Annotated in this window: 15 protein-coding genes; 12 read left to right on the forward strand and 3 right to left on the reverse strand. The window is 67.7% G+C overall.

The annotated features are described in order from the left end of the window. Position 1: 1 nt before the first annotated feature. Genes ABIA65_RS19190 through atzF form a run of 3 tightly spaced genes read left to right on the forward strand, consistent with a single transcriptional unit; the run spans position 2 to position 6143 of the window. Positions 2 to 637, forward strand: a complete 636-nt coding sequence (locus ABIA65_RS19190; RefSeq protein WP_354524645.1) for an urea amidolyase associated protein UAAP2 — start codon at positions 2 to 4, stop codon at positions 635 to 637. Continuing rightward, complete coding sequence (uca, locus tag ABIA65_RS19195) at positions 634 to 4329, forward strand: urea carboxylase (RefSeq protein WP_354524582.1); 3696 nt, start codon at positions 634 to 636, stop codon at positions 4327 to 4329. The genes ABIA65_RS19190 and uca overlap by 4 nt, the downstream gene beginning before the upstream one ends. Continuing rightward, positions 4326 to 6143, forward strand: a complete 1818-nt coding sequence (gene atzF, locus ABIA65_RS19200) for an allophanate hydrolase (protein WP_354524583.1) — start codon at positions 4326 to 4328, stop codon at positions 6141 to 6143. The genes uca and atzF overlap by 4 nt, the downstream gene beginning before the upstream one ends. Here the strand turns inward: atzF and ABIA65_RS19205 are convergent. Next, positions 6065 to 6802: a TetR/AcrR family transcriptional regulator gene (locus ABIA65_RS19205; protein WP_354524584.1), complete on the reverse strand. Its 738-nt coding sequence runs from the start codon at positions 6800 to 6802 to the stop codon at positions 6065 to 6067. The genes atzF and ABIA65_RS19205 overlap by 79 nt on opposite strands. Positions 6803 to 7016: 214 nt before the next feature. Between ABIA65_RS19205 and ABIA65_RS19210 the strand changes: the two genes are divergently transcribed. Genes ABIA65_RS19210 through ABIA65_RS19245 form a run of 8 tightly spaced genes read left to right on the forward strand, consistent with a single transcriptional unit; the run spans position 7017 to position 15578 of the window. Beyond that, complete coding sequence (locus ABIA65_RS19210) at positions 7017 to 9050, forward strand: dipeptide ABC transporter ATP-binding protein (RefSeq protein ID WP_354524585.1); 2034 nt, start codon at positions 7017 to 7019, stop codon at positions 9048 to 9050. Further along, positions 9050 to 9928 (forward strand): ABC transporter permease, encoded by an 879-nt coding sequence (locus ABIA65_RS19215; protein ID WP_354524586.1) that lies wholly within the window; start codon positions 9050 to 9052, stop codon positions 9926 to 9928. The genes ABIA65_RS19210 and ABIA65_RS19215 overlap by 1 nt, the downstream gene beginning before the upstream one ends. After that, positions 9925 to 10929, forward strand: coding sequence for an ABC transporter permease (locus ABIA65_RS19220; protein WP_354524587.1), 1005 nt, complete (start codon positions 9925 to 9927; stop codon positions 10927 to 10929). Before ABIA65_RS19215 ends, ABIA65_RS19220 begins: the two co-directional genes overlap by 4 nt. Continuing rightward, positions 10930 to 11577, forward strand: coding sequence for a cysteine hydrolase family protein (locus ABIA65_RS19225; protein ID WP_241399968.1), 648 nt, complete (start codon positions 10930 to 10932; stop codon positions 11575 to 11577). It begins immediately after the preceding gene. Further along, complete coding sequence (locus ABIA65_RS19230; protein ID WP_354524588.1) at positions 11574 to 13163, forward strand: ABC transporter substrate-binding protein; 1590 nt, start codon at positions 11574 to 11576, stop codon at positions 13161 to 13163. The genes ABIA65_RS19225 and ABIA65_RS19230 overlap by 4 nt, the downstream gene beginning before the upstream one ends. Then, a complete protein-coding gene (locus ABIA65_RS19235; protein ID WP_241399965.1) occupies positions 13163 to 14005 on the forward strand; it encodes an N-acyl homoserine lactonase family protein in 843 nt (280 codons plus the stop codon). The genes ABIA65_RS19230 and ABIA65_RS19235 overlap by 1 nt, the downstream gene beginning before the upstream one ends. Beyond that, the gene (locus tag ABIA65_RS19240; RefSeq protein ID WP_354524589.1) at positions 14002 to 14535 is read left to right on the forward strand and encodes a hypothetical protein; all 534 of its coding nucleotides are present in this window, start codon (positions 14002 to 14004) and stop codon (positions 14533 to 14535) included. Before ABIA65_RS19235 ends, ABIA65_RS19240 begins: the two co-directional genes overlap by 4 nt. Continuing rightward, positions 14532 to 15578 carry an isopenicillin N synthase family dioxygenase gene (locus ABIA65_RS19245; RefSeq protein WP_354524591.1) on the forward strand — a complete coding sequence of 349 codons (1047 nt, stop codon included), beginning with the start codon at positions 14532 to 14534 and terminating at the stop codon, positions 15576 to 15578. The genes ABIA65_RS19240 and ABIA65_RS19245 overlap by 4 nt, the downstream gene beginning before the upstream one ends. Before the next feature lie 7 nt (positions 15579 to 15585). Here the strand turns inward: ABIA65_RS19245 and ABIA65_RS19250 are convergent, their stop codons facing one another. Both ABIA65_RS19250 and ABIA65_RS19255 read right to left on the reverse strand, forming a co-directional pair. Next, complete coding sequence (locus ABIA65_RS19250; RefSeq protein WP_354524593.1) at positions 15586 to 16233, reverse strand: dihydrofolate reductase family protein; 648 nt, start codon at positions 16231 to 16233, stop codon at positions 15586 to 15588. A gap of 95 nt (positions 16234 to 16328) precedes the next feature. Then, a complete protein-coding gene (locus tag ABIA65_RS19255; RefSeq protein ID WP_354524594.1) occupies positions 16329 to 17429 on the reverse strand; it encodes an iron-siderophore ABC transporter substrate-binding protein in 1101 nt (366 codons plus the stop codon). A gap of 180 nt (positions 17430 to 17609) precedes the next feature. On the opposite strand from ABIA65_RS19255, the gene ctaD reads away from it, so the two are divergent. After that, a complete protein-coding gene (gene ctaD, locus ABIA65_RS19260; RefSeq protein ID WP_241399956.1) occupies positions 17610 to 19355 on the forward strand; it encodes an aa3-type cytochrome oxidase subunit I in 1746 nt (581 codons plus the stop codon). The last annotated feature ends 15 nt before the right edge of the window (positions 19356 to 19370 follow it).

Below are 19370 nucleotides of genomic sequence, written 5' to 3' on the forward strand. Positions count from 1 at the left end.
CATCACCGCCCTCGTCCCCGGCACGGTCGTGCTCGATCAGGGCGTCGCCGCGCGTGGCCCCTGGTCGGCCGTCGTTGCCGCCGGTGACGTTCTCACGATCGTCGATCTGGCCGGAAACCAGGCTGTCGACTGCCTGCTGTATGACGCCTCCGACACCGCGGTGCGCTACTCGGCATCGGAAACGGTTGCGCGGCAGGGCAGGATCGCCCTGAGCACCGGGTCGGTCCTGCGTGCCGACACCGGCGCGGCGCTCATGACGGTCGTCGACGACGAGGTCGGCGTGCACGACACCCTCGGCGGCGCCTGTTCGAAGGAGTCGAACACACTGCGCTACGGGCAACACACCCGCGCACAACACGGATGTATGGAGAACTTCCTCATCGAGGGCGCCAGATACGGGCTCGGTGCGCGCGATCTGGCCAGCAACATCAACTGGTTCATGAACGTGCCGGTCGATCCCGATGGCGCGTTGGGAATCGTCGACGGCTTGTCCGCACCGGGTAAGCGCGTGGCGCTGCGGGCCGAGGTCGACACCCTCGTCCTGGTGTCCAACTGCCCGCAGATCAACAACCCGTGCAATGCCTTCGACCCGACCCCCGTGCGCATGATCGTCACCCGGCCGGAGGGAGTCGCATGAGCGAGACAGCGAGAAGCGAAGCGGGATCGCGCATCGAGACTGTCCTGATCACCAACCGCGGTGAGATCGCCGTCAGGTTGTTGCGTGCCGCACAAACCCTCGGTCTTCGCACCGTGGCGGTGTTCTCCGAGGCCGACCGTGGCGCACCGCACGTCCGTCTCGCCGACGAGGCCGTGCTGCTGGGCCCGGCCGCGCCGAGCGAGAGCTACCTGCGGGCGGATGCCATCGTCGCTGCCGCACTGGCGAATGGCGCCGACATGGTGCACCCCGGATACGGCTTCCTCTCCGAGGACGCCGAATTCGCCGAGGCGGTCGAACGCGCGGGCCTGGTGTTCGTGGGTCCGACGCCGCATCAACTACGCGTCTTCGGTACCAAGCACACCGCACGGTCGGCGGCCGTCACCGCGGGTGTTCCGGTGTTCCCCGGATCCGGTCTGCTCGACTCCGCCGATGAGGCCGTCGCCGCAGCGGAGACGATCGGCTATCCGGTGATGCTCAAGGCCACCGGTGGCGGTGGTGGGATAGGCATGCAGGTCTGTCGCAGCGCTGACGACATGCGTGCGGCCTTCGACCGCGTGACACGCCTTGCCGCCCGAAGCTTCGGAGCGGCAGGTGTCTTCGTCGAGCGGTTCGTCGAACACGCGCGCCACGTCGAAGTCCAGATCTTCGGCGACGGTGCGGGTGGCGTCGTCTCCCTCGGTGACCGCGACTGCTCGCTGCAACGCCGCAACCAGAAGGTGATGGAGGAGGCGCCGGCGCCCGCATTGCCCGATGCCATTCGAAGCCAACTGCATTCGTCGTCTCGGAGGTTGGCGGGGTCGGTTGACTACCGGTCCGCGGGCACCGTCGAGTTCGTCTACGATCCGCGGCGGCAGGAGGCGTCCTTTCTCGAGGTCAACGCGCGTCTGCAGGTCGAGCATCCCGTCACCGAGGCCGTGACGGGAGTCGACCTGGCGGGCTGGATGTTTCGGCTGGCGCGCGGTGAGGGTGACGTCCTTGCCCCGTACCTGCGCCCGGGAGTGACCAGCGGCGAGGTGACCGTTCGGGGACACGCCGTCGAGGCGCGGGTATACGCCGAGGACCCCTCGCGTGACTACCGCCCGAGCACGGGAACCCTGACCGCCGTGACCCTCCCGACCAGCGACGACGTGCGCGTTGACACCTGGATCGAGCAGGGCACCGAGGTCTCGGCATCGTATGATCCGCTGCTGGCCAAGGTGATCACCGCAGGTGCCGACCGCGACGAGGCGCTCGATCGGTTGGGTCGTGCGTTGGACGGGACGGTCCTGCACGGTATCGAGGTCAACGTCGGACTGCTCCGCGCGGCCGTGGACAGTGCCGACGTTCGGGCAGCGGCGCACAGTACGTCCACCCTCGCCGAGGTCGCCGATCCACGGCCGCGGATAACCGTCGAACGGCCGGGCCTGCTGACGACGGTGCAGGATCTGCCCGGCCGGCTCGGGCTCTGGGGCGTCGGGGTTCCGCCGAGCGGGCCGATGGACGATCTGTCGTTTCGGCTCGGCAACCTGGCGTTGGGCAACGCCGAGGGGGCACCCGGCCTGGAGTGCACCGCCTCGGGTCCGGCGCTGCGCGTCACTCACCCGACCACGGTGTGTGTCACGGGCGCCGAATGCGCCGTGACCGTCGACGGTTCGGCTGTCCCGATGTGGGAGCCGATCGAGGTCGCAGCAGGCGCACTGCTCGACATCGGCGCGGCCGAGACGACTGGACTGCGGACCTACCTGCTGGTCGCGGGTGGTTTGGATGTGCCCGAATATCTGGGCAGCGCATCGACGTTCACGCTGGGACGGTTCGGTGGCCACGGCGGCCGCCAACTGGTGGTCGGTGATGTCCTGCGCGCCGCGCCGCGGTCGCGAGACGCCGAACCAACGGGGCCGATCGGACCCGAGGTGCGCCCTGCGATTCCGTCGGACTGGGACCTCGCGGTCACCGAGGGTCCGCACGGCGCACCGGAGTTCTTCACCCGCGCCGATATGCAGACACTGTTCGACGCCAGTTACCGCGTGCACTTCAACTCGGCGCGCACCGGGGTCCGACTCGAGGGACCACGGCCGCAGTGGGCCCGACCCGATGGCGGGAACGCGGGACTGCACCCGTCCAACATCCACGACACCGCGTACTCCATCGGTGCCCTGGACTTCACCGGAGACACCCCGATCCTGCTCGGACCCGACGGGCCCAGCCTGGGCGGCTTCGTGTGCCCGGTGACCGTCGTCACCGCCGACAGATGGAAGCTCGGTCAGCTGCGCCCCGGTGACACCGTGCGGTTCGTGCCCATCCGCGCAGCGGAGGCGCCGTCCCGCAGTGACCTCGGAATCACCCGTGGTGCAACGTCATCGGTGGTGCGGACCGGCGGCGACGGGGATGACGGCGTGCTGGCCCGGCGTGCGGACGACGGCGCGCCGAGCGTCACCTACCGCCGCAACGGGGATGACAACGTGCTCGTCGAGTATGGCGACATGGTTCTCGATCTCGCGCTGCGGGCGCGCGTGCACGCGCTGCACGGCCGGCTTCAGGCGGAGATCGCGGGCGGATCCGTGCACGGCATCGTCGACCTGACGCCGGGCATCCGGTCGCTGCAGGTGCACGTCGACCCCGACGTGCTACCGATCGACCGTCTGCTTGGCCTGCTGTTCGAGTTGGAGGACGATCTCCCCGGGACATCGGAGCTCGTCGTGCCCAGCCGTTCGGTGCGGCTGCCCCTGTCATGGGATGACCCGGCGACGCGGGAGGCCATCGCCCGCTACACCTCCGGCGTGCGCGACGACGCGCCGTGGTGCCCGTCGAACATCGAGTTCATCCGCCGTGTCAACGGTCTGGCATCGCAGGCCGACGTCATGGACGTCGTCTTCTCGGCGGAGTACCTGACACTCGGACTCGGGGACGTGTACCTGGGGGCGCCCGTCGCCACCCCACTGGATCCCCGACATCGGCTGGTCACCACCAAGTACAACCCGGCCCGCACATGGACTGCGGAGAACTCCGTCGGCATCGGCGGCGCCTATCTGTGCATCTACGGCATGGAGGGGCCCGGCGGCTACCAGTTCGTGGGACGCACCACGCAGGTCTGGAGCCGCTATCGGCACACGACACCGTTCGAGCCGGGCAGCCCCTGGCTACTGCGCTTCTTCGACCGCATCTCCTGGTACCCGGTGTCGCCCGACGAACTGCTCGACATTCGTGCGGATCTCGCGGCTGGGCGGGGTTCGATCGATATCACCGAGGGCACCTTCTCGCTGGCCGAACACGAACGGTTCCTGGACGAGCACGCGGCGTCGATCGCGGACTTCCGTGAGCGCCAGGGTGCGGCATTCGCCACCGAACGTGCCGCATGGGCCGCGGCCGGCGAGTTCGACCGTGCCGAAAGGGCGGAGTCGCACGCCGAGCCGCCGACCGCCGATCTCGTCCTCGATGACGGTGAACAACGGGTCGATGCGCCGTTCGCGTCGAGTGTGTGGAAGGTCGACGTCGAGGTGGGTGAGTGTGTGGTGGCCGGACAGTCGCTGCTGGCATTGGAGGCGATGAAGATGGAGACCGTGTTGAGGGCGCCGACTGACGGCATCGTGACGCAGATCCTCGTTCAGGCGGGCCATCAGGTGGACCCGGGCGCGCCGTTGGTGGTGGTCGGTCCGCCCTCGGCGGGACGCGACGCGGCGGGCATCCCGGCATGACGGCGGTCGAGCGGGTTCGCGCGGCGTATGCCGCGATCGAGGCCGGGCAACGTCCCGAAGTCTGGATCTTCCTGCGCCCCATGGCGGAATCGCTTGCCGATGCCGAGGCGGTCGACGTCTTGGTCGCCGCGGGTGGTGAACTCCCACTGGCTGGACTGGTGGCGGCGGTCAAGAACAACGTCGACGTCGCCGGCCTGCCCACCACCGCGGGCTGTCCGACCTACTCGTCGACGCCCGCGACGAAGGACGCGGCCGCGGTCGCTCGTCTGCGAGCAGCGGGTGCGGTCGTGATCGGCGCAACCAACCTCGATCAGTTCGCCACAGGTCTGGTCGGAACGCGCAGCCCGCACGGCGCCGTCCGCGATGCCCGCAGGCCCGACCGGATATCGGGTGGGTCCAGCGCGGGATCCGCTGTCGCGGTGGCCCTTGGCCTCGTCGACGTGGCGGTCGGCACGGACACGGCGGGATCGGGGCGGGTGCCCGCAGCACTGCAGGGGATCGTCGGCATCAAGCCCACCTACGGTGTGGTGCCGACCGACGGCGTCGTGCCGGCCTGTCGGTCCTATGACTGCGTGACAGTCTTCGCGCGTGACCTCGACACGGCATCTGCCGCGATGGGTGTGATGGCCGGCGCGGACGAGACGAGCGGTGCACGGCCGTTCCCGCCCGACGCGCCGCTTGCCGCACCTGACGCCCCGGTCGTGGCGGTGCCGCGGGAGCTTCCGGCGCTGTCCGCCCAGTGGCAGGCCGCATTCCGGGCGGCATGCGAACGTCTGGTCAATCACGGTGTGGCACTGAAGGAGATCGACCTCGGCCCATTCCTGTCCGCCGCGAGACTGCTGTACGACGGCGGGCTGGTTGCCGAACGGCACGAGGCCGTCGGCGCGTTCGTCGACGCCCACCGCGACGAGGTCGACACCACCGTCGGCGCGATCGTGGCGGCGGCCGGTGAGGTCACCGCGAGCACCCTGCTTGCCGACCGTGCCCGCCTCGCGACGCTGACGGCAAGGGCGATGGCAGAACTCGAGGGCTGCGATGCGCTGCTGGTCCCGACCACCACGGAGCATCCGACGATCGCCGAGGTCAACGCCGAACCGGTCACCGTGAACGCGCGGCTGGGCACCTACACCAATTTCTGCAACCTGATGGATCTGTGCGCCGTCGCCGTGCCGTCGGGCACCGCGGGGGAGGACCAGTTCGGGGTGTCGGTCATCGCGCGGCCTGGTGCCGACGCCGTCGCCCTCGATATCGCGCGGCTGGTCATCGAGCGGCGGGAGTCGGTGGCCGCTCCGGGCACCGCAGCCGCACCAGCCGCTGCCCTCGCACCAGCCGCTGCACCGCCGCCCTGGCCGACGAGCGCCGGATTGACTGCGGTAAAGCTTCTCGTGGTGGGCGCGCACCTGCGCGGTCAACCACTGGCGTGGCAGCTGACCGACCGCGGTGCGCGCTGGATCGGGCCGGCCCGCACCGCGCCGCTGTACCGACTCGCGGCGCTGGACACCACACCGCCCAAGCCTGGGCTGGCGCGCGTGGGCCACGAAGACGGCACCGCGATAGGCGGCGAGCTGTGGCTCATCGGCACGGCCATGTTGGGTGACTTCCTGGCTGCGCTGCCCGCCCCGATGTCACTCGGTGCCGTCACGCTCGCCGACGGCACCGAGGTGGTCGGGTTCGGCTGTGCCCTGCAGGCATGGCGTGAAGGCGAAGACATAACGCGCCACGGCGACTGGCCGACCTACCTGGGGTACGTCGACGCCGGGTCGCCGTCCACGTCGCCGTCAACGTCGTCGACGTCGGACGCGGCGCGGGTGTAGCGCTCCATCTCGTCGAGGCTGCGTGCCCGTATCCCCGTCGCCGCGACGTCGGGGATGCCCAAAACCCGCAAGCAGGCGTCGGCGACGTGGACGGGCAGCTCCGCACGCTCTGGTCCTGCGGGCACCGACCACATGTTGACCAGCGATTCGACGAGTCGGAATGGCAGGTCCGCGGCGGCCTCGTGGACGCCGGTCTGATCGATCACCGCACGGCTGAGCGCCAAGTAGTGAAGTCGTAGCCGTTCGCGGTCCGACCAGAACGGCTCCAGCCTGGCGTCACGAAGCTCTGGCAGCAGGTACAGCGCACCCAGATTCCAACGGCCGCTGAGTAATTGGTTGCCGTCGAACGCGGCCAGCGCATGCAGGTGTTCAGCGGCTGTGAGTGCTGGATCGGCACCGAGGAGGCTCGGGATGAAGCCCAGCGTTGGTGCGACGGTCTGGCTCAACAGCGCACAGAGAATGTCGTCCTTGGTCTTGAAGTAGTGGTAGAGCGATGCCTGGCGGATGCCGACCGAGTCGGCGATGGTCCTGGTCGACGTGCCGGTGTAGCCCATGGTGGTGAACAATTCACCTGCGGCATCGAGGATTTCGTCACGCGCGGTGGTTCCTGGACGCCGCTGGTCATGCAGGCGTGGGCGTCCGGCCTTGGCGAGTGGCATGCCCCCATGGTGGACCATGGGGGACCACCTTCGGTAGCCCTCCGAATTCTGTCACACGATAGAAACGCGCGATACGCAGCGGTTACGTACGGCGTCAATTGGTTACGCCAGCGACACCCGTCGGGGTCACGCGCCGTGAAAACTGTCAACTGACAGGCCAGCAGCACGACGTGGTGCCGCAGCCAACCAACCGCCTCACACCGGGAGTGCTTCGATGGGAATCGCCGTCTCCACAGTCGACGCGCCTGCCGTGCGTGCTGCGGTCCCGCCGACGGCGGATCCCGTCGCGACGGTCGACGGCCTTCGGGTCACGTTCCGCCGCAACGGCCGTGATGTGTGTGCGCTCCGCGGTGTGTCGCTGGCGATCGCCCCCGGTGAGATTCTCGGGCTGGTCGGCGAGTCGGGTTCCGGCAAGAGCGTGTTGGGTTTCACCCTGCTGGGTCTGCTGCCCAAGCACGCGAAGATCGACGGCACTGCCTCCGTGACCGGTTCGGACATGGTCTCCGGTGACGCGAAGGCGCTGCGAAAGGTCAGACGGCTCGATCTCGGTGCGGTGTTCCAGGACCCGATGACGTCGCTGAACCCCACCATGCGCATCGGAAAGCAGGTCGCCGAGGCCGCGGGCAGCGACGCGGAGGCCCTTCGCCTGCTCACCGCAGTCGGCATACCGGAGCCCAAGCGCCGGATGCGCGCGTTTCCCCACGAACTCTCCGGCGGACTGCGCCAGCGCGTCATGATCGCGATGGCCATCGCGGGTGATCCCGAACTGATCATCGCCGATGAACCGACAACCGCACTCGATGTCACGGTGCAGGCCCAGGTTCTGCGGCTGCTCCAGCGGCTGCGCGACGAGATCGGCTGCAGCATTGTGCTGATCACCCACGACCTCGGAGTGGCCGCTGCGATCTCCGACCGCATCGCCGTCCTGTACGCGGGTCGCATCGCCGAGATCGGTCCGACCGCCGACGTGCTCGGCGCACCGAGTCATCCCTACACCCACGGCTTGCTGCGCTCGCGACTGACGCTGGACACACCGAGGGACCGACGGCTCACCGCGCTCGCCGGCTCGGTGCCCAGCCCGACCGACCCGCTACCGGGATGCGCGTTCGTGCCGCGCTGCACGATCGCCACCGACGCCTGCGGGCAAACGCCACCGGAACCCGTCGCGATCGCGCCGGATCGGGTCAGCGCGTGCATCGTGGCGCTCGGCCACGCCGACGGTGTCGCCGTCGTCGAGCACCTCGAGGCGACCCCGGCCGCAGCGCCCTCGACGGATACGCCTGAGCCGTTCGCCGCGCCATCCTCCGACCGCGCCGCGCAACCGCCGTCAGTGGTGTGCCATGGCGTGACCAAGACGTTCACGGTGGCCAGGCGCTGGCTGGACCGCTCCCCGGGCGACCACGGCAAACTGCATGCGCTGCGCGGAGTCTCGTTGACGGTTGGGCACGGCGAGTCGGTGGCACTGGTGGGTGAGAGCGGGTCGGGCAAGTCGACGCTGCTGCGGGTGATCGCAGGACTCGAGACGGCCACGTCCGGTTCGGTCGAGCTGGCAGGCCGCAGGCCGCAGATGGTGTTCCAGGATGCCGGCGCCTCGCTGACCCCGTGGCTGTCGGTGGGCGAGCTCATCGCCGAACGTCTGCGCGGCACGTCCATGTCGCGTGCGCAGCGCCGGGACGCGGTGACCGAGGTGCTGACGCGCGTCGGGCTGCCCGCCGACGTCGCGAAGTCGCGTGCCGGCCAGCTGTCGGGTGGTCAGCGCCAGCGAGTGTCGTTGGCACGGGCCACCGTCGTCCCCCCGTCCGTCCTGCTGTGCGACGAGCCGACCAGTGCGCTCGACGTGTCGCTGGCGGCCTCGGTGCTCAACCTCATCGGTGACCTTCGTCGAAGCCTGGACATGTCAGTGGTGTTCGTGACCCACGACCTGTCTGTGGCCCGCGTGGTCGCCGACCGGATCGCGGTGATGTACCTCGGCCGCATCGTCGAGATCGGACCTGCGGACAGGGTGATACGGGACCCCGCTCATCCGTACACGCAGGCGCTCGTCGACTCGATCCCGGATCTCGGTCGTGAATCCCGGGCGCTGGCAGGTGAACCCGCGAGCCCGTTGTCACCTCCTGCCGGCTGCGCATTCCATCCGCGCTGCCCGATCGCCGTCGACGCGTGCAGCGGCGCCGAACTCGACGTCCGCCTCGAGGGCATACCGGGCAATCCGCATCAGGTGGCATGTATCGAGAGGCGGGCGATCTGATGGCGATTGCACTGTCCGATGTGCCTCTGGCGCGTCAGCCCGGGCGCCGGATCCCGGCACTTCCACGGGTCAACCCGATGGTGGTGAACTGGATCGGCTTCTCACTCGTCATCGTCGTGACGCTGATAGTCCTGGCGGTGCCGATCCTTGCGCCATACGACCCGTTGACACCGGTCGGTATGCCGCTGCAGTCGCCAGGGAGGAACGGCTTCCTGCTCGGCACCGACAGCATCGGACGCGACATCCTGTCCCGAGTGCTCTACGGGGCCCGCTCGAGCTGGTTCGCCGCACTGGTGGTGGTCGCCGTCGGGTTGTTCATCGGTGGCCTGGTCGGTCTGATCGCCGGCGCGACCGGGGGCTGGGTGGACACCGTGCTGATGCGCGTCACCGACGCGTTCCTGTCACTACCCGCACCGGTGCTGGCGATCGCTGTGGTGGCCGCACTCGGACCCGGGTTCGCCCACACGCTGATCGCCGTGTCCATTGTGTGGTGGCCGTTCTATGCACGGCTGGTGCGAGGCGAGGTGGCCAGGCTGGCCGCGCGCCCGCACGTCGAGGCCGCGAAACTCGCTGGCGTGAGCCCATTTCGGCTCGCGGGAAGGCACCTCCTTCCCGGTGCGGTGCCCAACGCGATTGTGGCTGCCAGCCTGGACATCGGGACGCTGATCCTCACGCTGGCAGCACTGTCGTTCCTGGGGCTGGGGCAGTCCGCTCCCGCACCGGAGTTGGGTGCTGACTCCGCTCGCAACCTCAGTTACTTCCTGCAGCAGTGGTGGATTCCGGTGATGCCCGGTCTCGGTGTGCTCGTTCTGGCGCTGGTGGGAAACATCGCCGGGGACTGTCTGCGCAATCTGATGAAGAGCAGAGGAGAGCGGTGAAGACATTCGTGGCGGCCCGGCTGGGCGCGATGATCGCGATCTTGGTCGCACTCACGGGAGTGATGTTCATCCTGCAGCACATCTCGCCGCTGGACCCCGTCAAGGCGCAGCTGGGTGCGCAGGCCTCGGCCGATGCCGTGGCCGCCCGCCGGGAGGCACTTGGACTCAACGAGCCCGTGCTGGTGCAGTTCTGGCACTACCTCACCGGCGCGGCGAGCGGCGACCTCGGTACGTCCTACCGCACCCGTCACCCGGTGCTGTCCGATCTCGGGGACTTTCTGCCCGCCACACTGGAACTCGCGATGTTCGGACTGGTCATCGCGATCCTGCTCGCGGTGCTGCTGGCCTTCAGCACGACACTGCGGTGGCGCGGTGCGAGCCTGCTGCGCGCGGTGCTGTTCACCGGATCATCGGCGCCGATGTTCCTGCTCGGGATCCTCGGGCTCATCGTCTTCTATCAGAGCTTCGGCTGGCTTCCGGCCAACGGGCGCACCGGGTTGCCGAATCCGCCCGACGGGCCCACCGGCCTGCTGACGGTCGACGGCCTGCTGCACGCACGGTTCGACGTCGTGGCCGACGCACTGCACCACCTGATCCTGCCCGCTCTCGTCATCGCGATCGGACCTGCCGTGGCGATCGGCCGGGTGCTGCGCAGCAGCCTGCTCGGCGACATCGACAGCGACTACGCCAGAACCGCGCGCGCCAAGGGACTCTCGGAGGGCGCAATCATGGCACGACACGTGCTGCGGAACTCCGTTGGTGCCGCGCTCTCCATGACAGGTCTGCAGGTGGGTCTGATGTTCTCGGGCGTTCTCGTCGTCGAGCAGGTCTTCGGGTGGCCCGGCATCGGCCAGTACATCGCGCAGAGCATTCCGGTCGCCGACTTCCCGGCGATCGCCGGCGTCACCATCATGCTCGGCGCCATCTACGTCTTCATCAACACCGCCGTGGACCTACTCCAGGCGGCCGCCGACCCACGTATCGCAATCACAGGAGGATAGGTGCCGAAACAGCCACTCATCGTGGACAACCCCGTTCTGGTCGTCGTCGACATGCAGGAGGCCGGTGACATGCCGGCCGACGAGGTGGGTATCGCCCACATGCCCGGCTACGACGGCCGAATCGAACGTGCACAGCGCCTGATCGCCGCGGCGCGGGCCGCCAGCATTCCGATCGTGTTCTTTCAGGAAGTCCACCGCCCCAGCGGAATCGACTTCGGTCGCGAACTGGACGGCACCGAGGGTGTGCACTGCGTCGACGGCAGACCCGGCACGGCGTTGCACCCGTCACTGCTACCCGATCTGGACGGACCGAACCTGGAGTTCCACATCGTCAAGCGTCGCTACTCGGGCTTCATCGGCACCGAGTTCGAGATCGTGCTGTCAGGTTTGAAGGCCTCCACGCTGATCCTGGTGGGCGGTCTCACCGACGTGTGCGTCCACTACACGTTCGCCGACGCCCATCAGCGCGACTTCCACGTCAGGGTGGTCGCCGACTGCGTGGGTGGCTCGTCGCAGTACCGCCACGACGCCGCGCTCGACGCGATGGAGTACCTGCAGGCAGGTGCTGTGCGCAGCACTGAGGAGATCCTGGACGCGTTCGCGACGCTGCACCCGACCACCCCCGTTCTCGAAGGAGCCACCCGATGACGTTGAAGCGTATGAGATTTCGCGCCCTCTCGGCACTCGGCTTCGCAGCCGTGCTGACACTGAGCGGATGCGGGGGTTCGGACTCCGGTGGTGGCACTCCGAGCGCCGCGCCGACCGACAAGGTGCTGCACGTGTCGTTCCTGCAGGACCCCGGCCAGCCGCCGGACCCCGACATCTTCTACGCCAGTCAGGGTCTGCTCCTGACCACGAACACCTACGAGGGCCTGCTGCAGTACAAGGGCGGCACAGCCAAGCCCGAGATCGAGCCGCTGCTCGCGACCGAGTGGACCGAGTCACCCGACCACAGAGTTTTCACCTTCAAGCTGCGCGAGGGTGTCACGTTCCATGACGGGACCCCGTTCACGTCAGCGGCCATCAAGGCGTCGTTCGACCGGCGCGCGGCGGTGAACCAGGGCCCGGCCTACATGGTCAAGGACGTTGAATCGGTGACGACACAGGGTGATTACGCCGCCACCATCACCCTCAAGGCGCCCAACTCGGCATTCCTCGACTATCTCGCGTCGCCCTACGGGCCCCGCATGGTCAGCCCCGAGGGCTTGGCGAAGAACGCCGGCGGTGACAACGCACAGACCTACCTCACCAACCACGATCTGGGCACCGGCCCGTACACGCTGACCGCCGCGGAGGTCGGGTCCCGTTACGCGCTGGCCGCCTATCCCGAATACTGGGGCGAGAAGCCGTATTTCGAGAAGGTCGAGATCCCCGTCATCACCGACGTCTCGGCACAACAGCTGCAGTTCAACAACGGTCAGATCGCCGCGATCATGCACGACCTGCCGTCATCGGCCGTCGAGCAGTATCTCGACGACGACACCTACGCGCACTACTCGCTGCCCTCGATGATGTCGAACTACCTCTACCTGAACCCGCGCAAGGGGATGTTCACCGACGTCGCGAACCGAAACGCAGTGGTGGCGGCGATCGACGTCGACGCCCTGGTCAAGCAGACCTACTTCGGCCGCGGCAAGAAGGCCGAGCAGGTCTACCCGCCGAACATGATGGCACCGGAGTTCGCCAAGCAGTCCGTGACGCACGATCCGTCGATACTGACCAACATCGCGGCGAGCCTGCCCGCCGACCAGAAGTCGATCACCATCGGGTACGACTCGTCGAACCCGGACAACCAGCTGATCAGCAACCTGATTCAGACTCAGCTCGCCGCGGCAGGGCTGACCGCGAAGGTGCAGAGCTATCCGACCTCGGAGATCTACGGCTGGATCGGCACCGACGGGCAGTCAGCCCCGGAGATCTTCTCGGCCACCGCATGGCCGGACGCCCCCTCGCCGTACACGTGGGGACACATCACCTTCGACCCCGACGGCGGGCTGAACTATCTGGGGTGCTCCGCACCGCCCATCACGGCAGCTCTGGGAGAGGGTTTGAACAGTGGTGCACCACAACCGTTCTCGACCGCCGCCGAGGAGGCGATCAAGACGGGTTGCTGGCTCAACATGGCCGACGTCGATGACTTCATGGTCGCCCAGCCCTGGCTGAAGGGCGTGGAGCAGGCGCACGTCGTGACGAACCCGAACTCGCTGCGACTGTTCAACCTGTCGGTGGGCTGATGGCGACACTCATCCGCCGCAGCGGTGTCCGCAGGATCATCCTGCTGACGCTGGGCTGGGAGGAACTGCCGAAGTCGGTGTCGGTGTACGGGGCGCCGGCCGAGGAGCGTATGCGCGAGCCGGTGCCGGGTGTGCTGCTGCAGACCGACGGCGGTTGGGTGCTGCTCGACACCGGGTTCAACACCGCGCTGGTACGGGATCCCGCGCTGTATCGGCGGTTCTTCCCGACCGTTGAGTACCGGCCGGTGCTGCCCGGTCCCGGCGAACCCATCGAGCAGCGGTTGGCCGAGGTCGGGGTCGACTTCGACGATATCCACACCGTCGCGGTCAGCCATCTGCACCACGACCATGCCGGCGGACTGAAGCTGTTCGCGGGCAAGGTGCCGGTGCACGCTCAGCGCCGCGAACTCGAGTACGGGCTGTCCAACCACCCCGAGCCGGAGCGCAACGCCATAGTCCGGGTCGACTTTGATGACCCGAACATCGAGTGGCGCCTCGCCGACGGGGAGGCGCAGGTCGCGCCGGGTATCACGGCGGTGCCGACGTACGGCCACACCCCGGGCCACCAGAGCTTCGTGGTCGAACTCGATGAGTCGGTTACCGGCGGCGAGGGCGTGGAAGGGTATGTGTTCGCTTTCGACGCAGCGGATCTGACCGAGAACATCGAACAGGAACTGGCGATCGGTGGGTTCATCGACGTTGAGCCCGAGGAGACGATAGAGCCGATCCGCAGACTCAAGAAGTTGGCTAGTGACAAGGGCTATCAGTTGATCCCGGGCCACGACCCGCACGTGTGGCCGGAGCTGACACAGCACTTCCACGATCGGTTCGCAAACCCGTGACGGTTCTGGTGGCAGCCGACTACGCGGGCTTGTGGCGGCGGACGCTTCTGGTGAACGTCGATGGCTCCCGCGACACGGGAACCGACGTCACCTGGTTGCAGGGCCCAACCGCTTACGTCGACTCGCGTGGTTTCGCGGGCACGCTGGGTGTGGGTGGCGACGTCTTCGAATGGCACCGCGATATCGATCTCGAACCGCAGGGCCCGCTTCCCGACGCGGGCAGGATGGCCTGGGACGGTGACACTTTGGTGGAGACGGGCATACACGAGAACTACGTCGAGCACTGGGTCCGCGACGGCGGACCGTCGTCACCGTGCGGCGCCAGGTTTCTGCGCGCACCCGATGGTTCCCCTGGGCTACTGGTCCGGGTGGGCACGCTCTTCGGCTGGGCCGGCGGCGGTGTGGTGGTGATCGACACGGTGGGCGAGGCGAGATGGCAGGCCCTCGGCATCGGGTGCTTTGAGAATCAGGTCCAGGCCAACGGTGCGCGGTGGGCCATCGATCGAACTGAAGGAGACATCGATACATGAGTGGCACAACAGCATTCACATCCGTGCCGATCGTTGACATCAGCGGGCTTCGGTCACGGGACCGGGCCGAGCGCGAACGCGTCGCCGCCGAGATCGGCAGGGCGGCACGCGATGTCGGCTTCCTCTACATCAGCGGCACCGGTATCGACGAGTCACTGTTCGATCGCTTGCTCGAGGCCACCAAGGCCTTCTTCGCGCTGCCGGTCGAGGAGAAGATGCGCACCTACATCGGGTTATCGCGCTGTCACCGCGGCTACGTACCGGTTGGGGAGGAGGGTATGGAGACCGGCCCGCCCGACTTCAAGGAGGCGTTCGACACGGCGTTGGACCTGCCCGAGGACGACCCCGACTACGTTGCAGGCAACCCGATGCTCGGCCCGAATGCGTGGCCGGACGTGCCGGGCTTCGCCACCGCGGTCACGGCGTATTACGGCGCGGTTCTCGAGGTGGGGCAGCAGCTGCTGTGGGCGTTCGCGGTCGCGCTTGGCGAGGACCCCGATGTGTTCTCCCGACATGCATCCAAGACACCGAGTCAGTTGCGCCTCGTGCACTATCCGTACAACCCCGATGCCACTGACGGCCTGGGCATCGGTGCCCACACCGACTACGAGTGCTTCACGCTCCTGAAGCCGACCGCGCCCGGTCTGGAGGTGATGAACGGCGAGGGGGAGTGGATCGACGTGCCCCCGGTGGACGGAACCCTCGTCGTCAACATCGGAGACCTGCTCGAACTGTGGACCAACGGCGCGTTCGTCGCCACCAGCCATCGCGTGCGCAGGGTGCGCGAGGAGCGGTACTCGTTTCCGCTGTTCTTCAACGTCGACTACGACACCGAGGTCAAGCCGCTACCTCAGTTCGCGACGTCGGATGGCACGCAGCGTCCCACGCTGCGCGCTGGCGAGCACCTCTTCGCGCAGACCGCGCAAACCTTCGCCTACCTGCGCAATCGCATCGACAGTGGTGATCTGGTGCTGCCAGAGGATGCGCTGGCGCTCGGCCAGTTCGGCCAGCAGGCGCTGCACGAGGTCGGGCACGGCGGCTAGCGCGCCCTCAGTCATCGGACCGCGCGCCGCGATCGGGTGCGCTCATGTCTCCCGTCCCCGGCGTGCCATCGGCGAGCCCGTAGCGCAGGTACACCGTGCCCTTGGGGCTGGCTGCCGGCGGCTCGAGGAGTGTGAGGTTGGTGGGCACCGCGCCACCGTCGAACACCTTCTTGCCGACGCCGAGCACGATCGGGTGCACCCAGAGGTCGAGACGGTCGAAGAGCCTCTCGCGCAGCAGGGTCTGCACCAGGTTCAGGCTCCCGACGACCTTCACATGCTCGTGTCGGTCACCGATCTCGCGCACCGCGTCGGCGAGATCCGGGCCGAGCTGCGAGGACCCGGACCACGACAGGTCGGGTCTGCCGCGGGAGGCCACGTACTTCGGGACGCTGTTGAAGAGGGTGGCGATCGCCCCGTCCTCACCGTCTGCCTGCTGGTGTGGCCAGTAGGCGGCGAAGATGTCATAGGTCCGCCTGCCGAGCAGCAGGGCGTCGGTGCCCTCATACGCGGCGCCGATCTGCGCCCCGGCGACCTCGTCAATCAGGGGTGCCTGCCAGCCGCCGAACGGGAACCCCACGGGGTCCTCGTCGGGGCCGCCGGGCGCCTGCCCGACGAGGTCGAGGGTTGCGAACAGTTCGATGTGGATGAGGCCCATGCCCACTCCCGAGGTATTGATGGTTCCGGTCGGAAGATAGACCTGCGGGCGCCGCCAGACTCATCGCTGAGCCGGGTCCTAGGTGAAGCTGGGTCCTAGTTGATCGGTGTGTTGAGCGAGCGAAGGTCGTCGAGTATCCCGCGGGCCGCGATGATGCCCTGGCCGGTATGCCACACCTCGTCGTTGACGGCGAACACGCGGTTGTCGTTGGCCGCCGACAACCGTCGCCAAGCGGCACTCTCGAGCACCTCGGGCGCGTGAGCCCGCGCGGTGGGGGAGTCGAACGACAGATAGACGATGTCGCCGTCGGCGGCCGAGAAGTCGGCGTCGGACAGGTTGGAGATGGAGATCTCGAGGTACGGCTTGTCGGTGAACCGCTGGGCAGCGGGGCGATCGGCGCCCGCCGCGGTCAGCACGCTGCCCGCGAAGTCCTCTCGGCCATAGACCTGCAGCGTCTTGTCGGTGAGTCGCACCACCGACGCCTGGAAGTGGGTGGCGTCGTTCTGGTTGCCCGTGTCGGTGGCGGCGGTGTCGAAGCCCTCGATCAGGCGACTCGCCGCGCCGCCACGCCCGGTGGCCTCGGCCACCGTCCGCAGCGTGTCCCGCCACGCCGAACCTGGCGGGCCGGTGAACACCGTCGGTGCGATCTCCGACAACGGACCGAAGTCCTGCGGGGTCAGCGACTCGGAACCCAGGATGAGATCGGGTGTCGCGGCCCTGATCGCGTCCAGGTCGGGCGCGGTGCGCTCACCCACGGCGGGTACCTCGTGCACGACGGTGCCCAGGTAGGACGGTTGGCTCTGTATCCCGTCGGGCACGGCGGCAGCCACGATGCGCGACTGCAACCCCAGCGCGCACAGGGCGTCGAGTTGGTCGCCGGACAGCACGACGATGCGCTGCGGGTCAGCGGGGACCTCGGTACTACCCGCCGCGTGCCGGACCTCGCGCCGGTCGGGCCCGTCGTCCAGCGGCGCGGGGTCGGGTGCGCAGGACTCGTCGGGTCTGCGCTGGTTGCCCAGGACGTTGGCGCCCGCGATTCTGGTGGTACTGGTGACGGGTGCGTCGGCGGCGTTGAGCGTGGGTGGATTCTGGTCACCTTCGGCGCCGCCGCAGCCACTCACCAGTGTGATCGTGACGGCCGTCGCGACAGCGGCCGTCGCGGCGATCAAACCCGTCCGGCGTCGGAATAACTGCACGTCGCCGACGGTAACATTCAGCGACATCGCAGTCGGTTAGGCGTCGTCGATCGACGCGACGGCACGAAATACGACAGTTCGTAGGACCCATGGTGTCGGGCGGGGGTTCGGGGGATAAGATTCACACCAGCATCCCTGGGCACGACGGCATCGGGCCGTCGAAACTTATTGGAGGATCTGTTGGTAGCCGAAGCGCCCCCAATCGGAGAACTCGAGGCACGGCGTCCGTTTCCGGCACGGATGGGTCCCAAGGGCAACCTGATCTACAAGCTGGTGACGACGACCGATCACAAGGTGATCGGCATGATGTACTGCGTCGCCTGCTTCATCTTCTTCTTCATCGGTGGACTGATGGCGCTGTTCATGCGCACCGAACTCGCCCTGCCGGGGCTGCAGTTCCTGTCCAACGAGCAGTTCAACCAGCTCTTCACCATGCACGGCACGGTGATGCTGCTGTTCTACGCGACGCCCATCGTGTTCGGCTTCGCCAACCTGGTGCTGCCGCTGCAGATCGGCGCGCCCGACGTGGCGTTCCCGCGGCTCAACGCGTTCTCGTTCTGGCTGTTCCTGTTCGGTGCGCTCATCGCCCTCGGCGGGTTCATCACGCCCGGCGGCGCCGCTGACTTCGGCTGGACCGCCTACTCGCCGCTGACCGACGCCATCCACTCCCCGGGAGCGGGCGGTGACCTGTGGATCATGGGCCTGGCGGTCGGTGGTCTCGGCACCATCCTCGGCGCGGTCAACATGATCACCACGTGTGTCTGCATGCGCGCCCCGGGTATGACGATGTTCCGGATGCCGATCTTCACCTGGAACATCCTGGTGACGTCGATCCTGGTGCTGCTGGCCTTCCCGCTGCTCACCGCGGCGCTGTTCGGCCTGGCCGCCGACCGACACCTGGGCGCTCACATCTATGACCCCGCCAACGGCGGCGTTCTGCTGTGGCAACACCTGTTCTGGTTCTTCGGGCACCCCGAGGTGTACATCATCGCGCTGCCGTTCTTCGGCATCGTCAGTGAGATCTTCCCGGTGTTCAGCCGCAAGCCGATCTTCGGCTACACCACGCTGATCTACGCGACGCTGGCCATCGCTGCGCTGTCCATCGCCGTGTGGGCGCACCACATGTACGCCACCGGCGCGGTGCTGCTGCCGTTCTTCTCCTTCATGACGTTCCTGATCGCCGTACCTACGGGCATCAAGTTCTTCAACTGGATAGGCACGATGTGGAAGGGCCAGTTGACGTTTGAGACACCCATGTTGTTCTCGGTCGGCTTCCTGATCACGTTCCTGCTGGGTGGTCTTTCGGGTGTGCTGCTGGCCAGCCCACCGCTGGACTTCCACGTCACCGACAGCTACTTCGTCATCGCGCACTTCCACTACGTGCTCTTCGGCACCATCGTGTTCGCCACCTACGCGGGCATCTACTTCTGGTTCCCGAAGATGACCGGCCGACTGCTCGACGAGCGCCTCGGCAAGCTGCACTTCTGGCTGACGTTCATCGGCTTCCACACCACGTTCCTCGTGCAGCACTGGGTCGGTGACGAGGGCATGCCGCGTCGCTATGCGGACTACCTGCCCACCGACGGGTTCACCACACTGAACGTGATCTCGACTGCCGGTGCGTTCATCCTCGGCGTCTCGACGCTGCCGTTCGTGTGGAACGTGTTCAAGAGCTGGCGCTACGGCGAGCCCGTGGTCGTCGACGATCCGTGGGGTTACGGCAACTCGCTGGAGTGGGCGACGTCCTGCCCGCCGCCGCGGCACAACTTCACCGAGCTGCCCCGGATCCGTTCGGAGCGCCCGGCGTTCGAGCTGCACTACCCGCACATGGTCGAACGGATGCGTGCCGAGGCACACGTCGGTCGCTCGCACGGGCCCGATGACGGGGACGTCACGCGGCTCGACGACGAGCACGTTCGCACCTGAGCGGGCAGTCGGGGC

Source organism: Mycolicibacterium sp. 624 (genome assembly GCF_040548615.1).
In the GTDB taxonomy this organism is placed as follows: domain Bacteria; phylum Actinomycetota; class Actinomycetes; order Mycobacteriales; family Mycobacteriaceae; genus Mycobacterium.

What these genes read in the sequence shown, in the direction of transcription:
- uca (WP_354524582.1), top strand. Translation starts at nt 634, where the DNA reads ATGAGCGAGACAGCGAGAAGCGAAGCGGGATCGCGCATCGAGACTGTC.
- atzF (WP_354524583.1), top strand. Translation starts at nt 4,326, where the DNA reads ATGACGGCGGTCGAGCGGGTTCGCGCGGCGTATGCCGCGATCGAGGCC.
- ABIA65_RS19205 (WP_354524584.1), bottom strand. Translation starts at nt 6,802, where the DNA reads ATGCCACTCGCCAAGGCCGGACGCCCACGCCTGCATGACCAGCGGCGT.
- ABIA65_RS19210 (WP_354524585.1), top strand. Translation starts at nt 7,017, where the DNA reads ATGGGAATCGCCGTCTCCACAGTCGACGCGCCTGCCGTGCGTGCTGCG.
- ABIA65_RS19215 (WP_354524586.1), top strand. Translation starts at nt 9,050, where the DNA reads ATGGCGATTGCACTGTCCGATGTGCCTCTGGCGCGTCAGCCCGGGCGC.
- ABIA65_RS19230 (WP_354524588.1), top strand. Translation starts at nt 11,574, where the DNA reads ATGACGTTGAAGCGTATGAGATTTCGCGCCCTCTCGGCACTCGGCTTC.
- ABIA65_RS19235 (WP_241399965.1), top strand. Translation starts at nt 13,163, where the DNA reads ATGGCGACACTCATCCGCCGCAGCGGTGTCCGCAGGATCATCCTGCTG.
- ABIA65_RS19245 (WP_354524591.1), top strand. Translation starts at nt 14,532, where the DNA reads ATGAGTGGCACAACAGCATTCACATCCGTGCCGATCGTTGACATCAGC.
- ABIA65_RS19250 (WP_354524593.1), bottom strand. Translation starts at nt 16,233, where the DNA reads ATGGGCCTCATCCACATCGAACTGTTCGCAACCCTCGACCTCGTCGGG.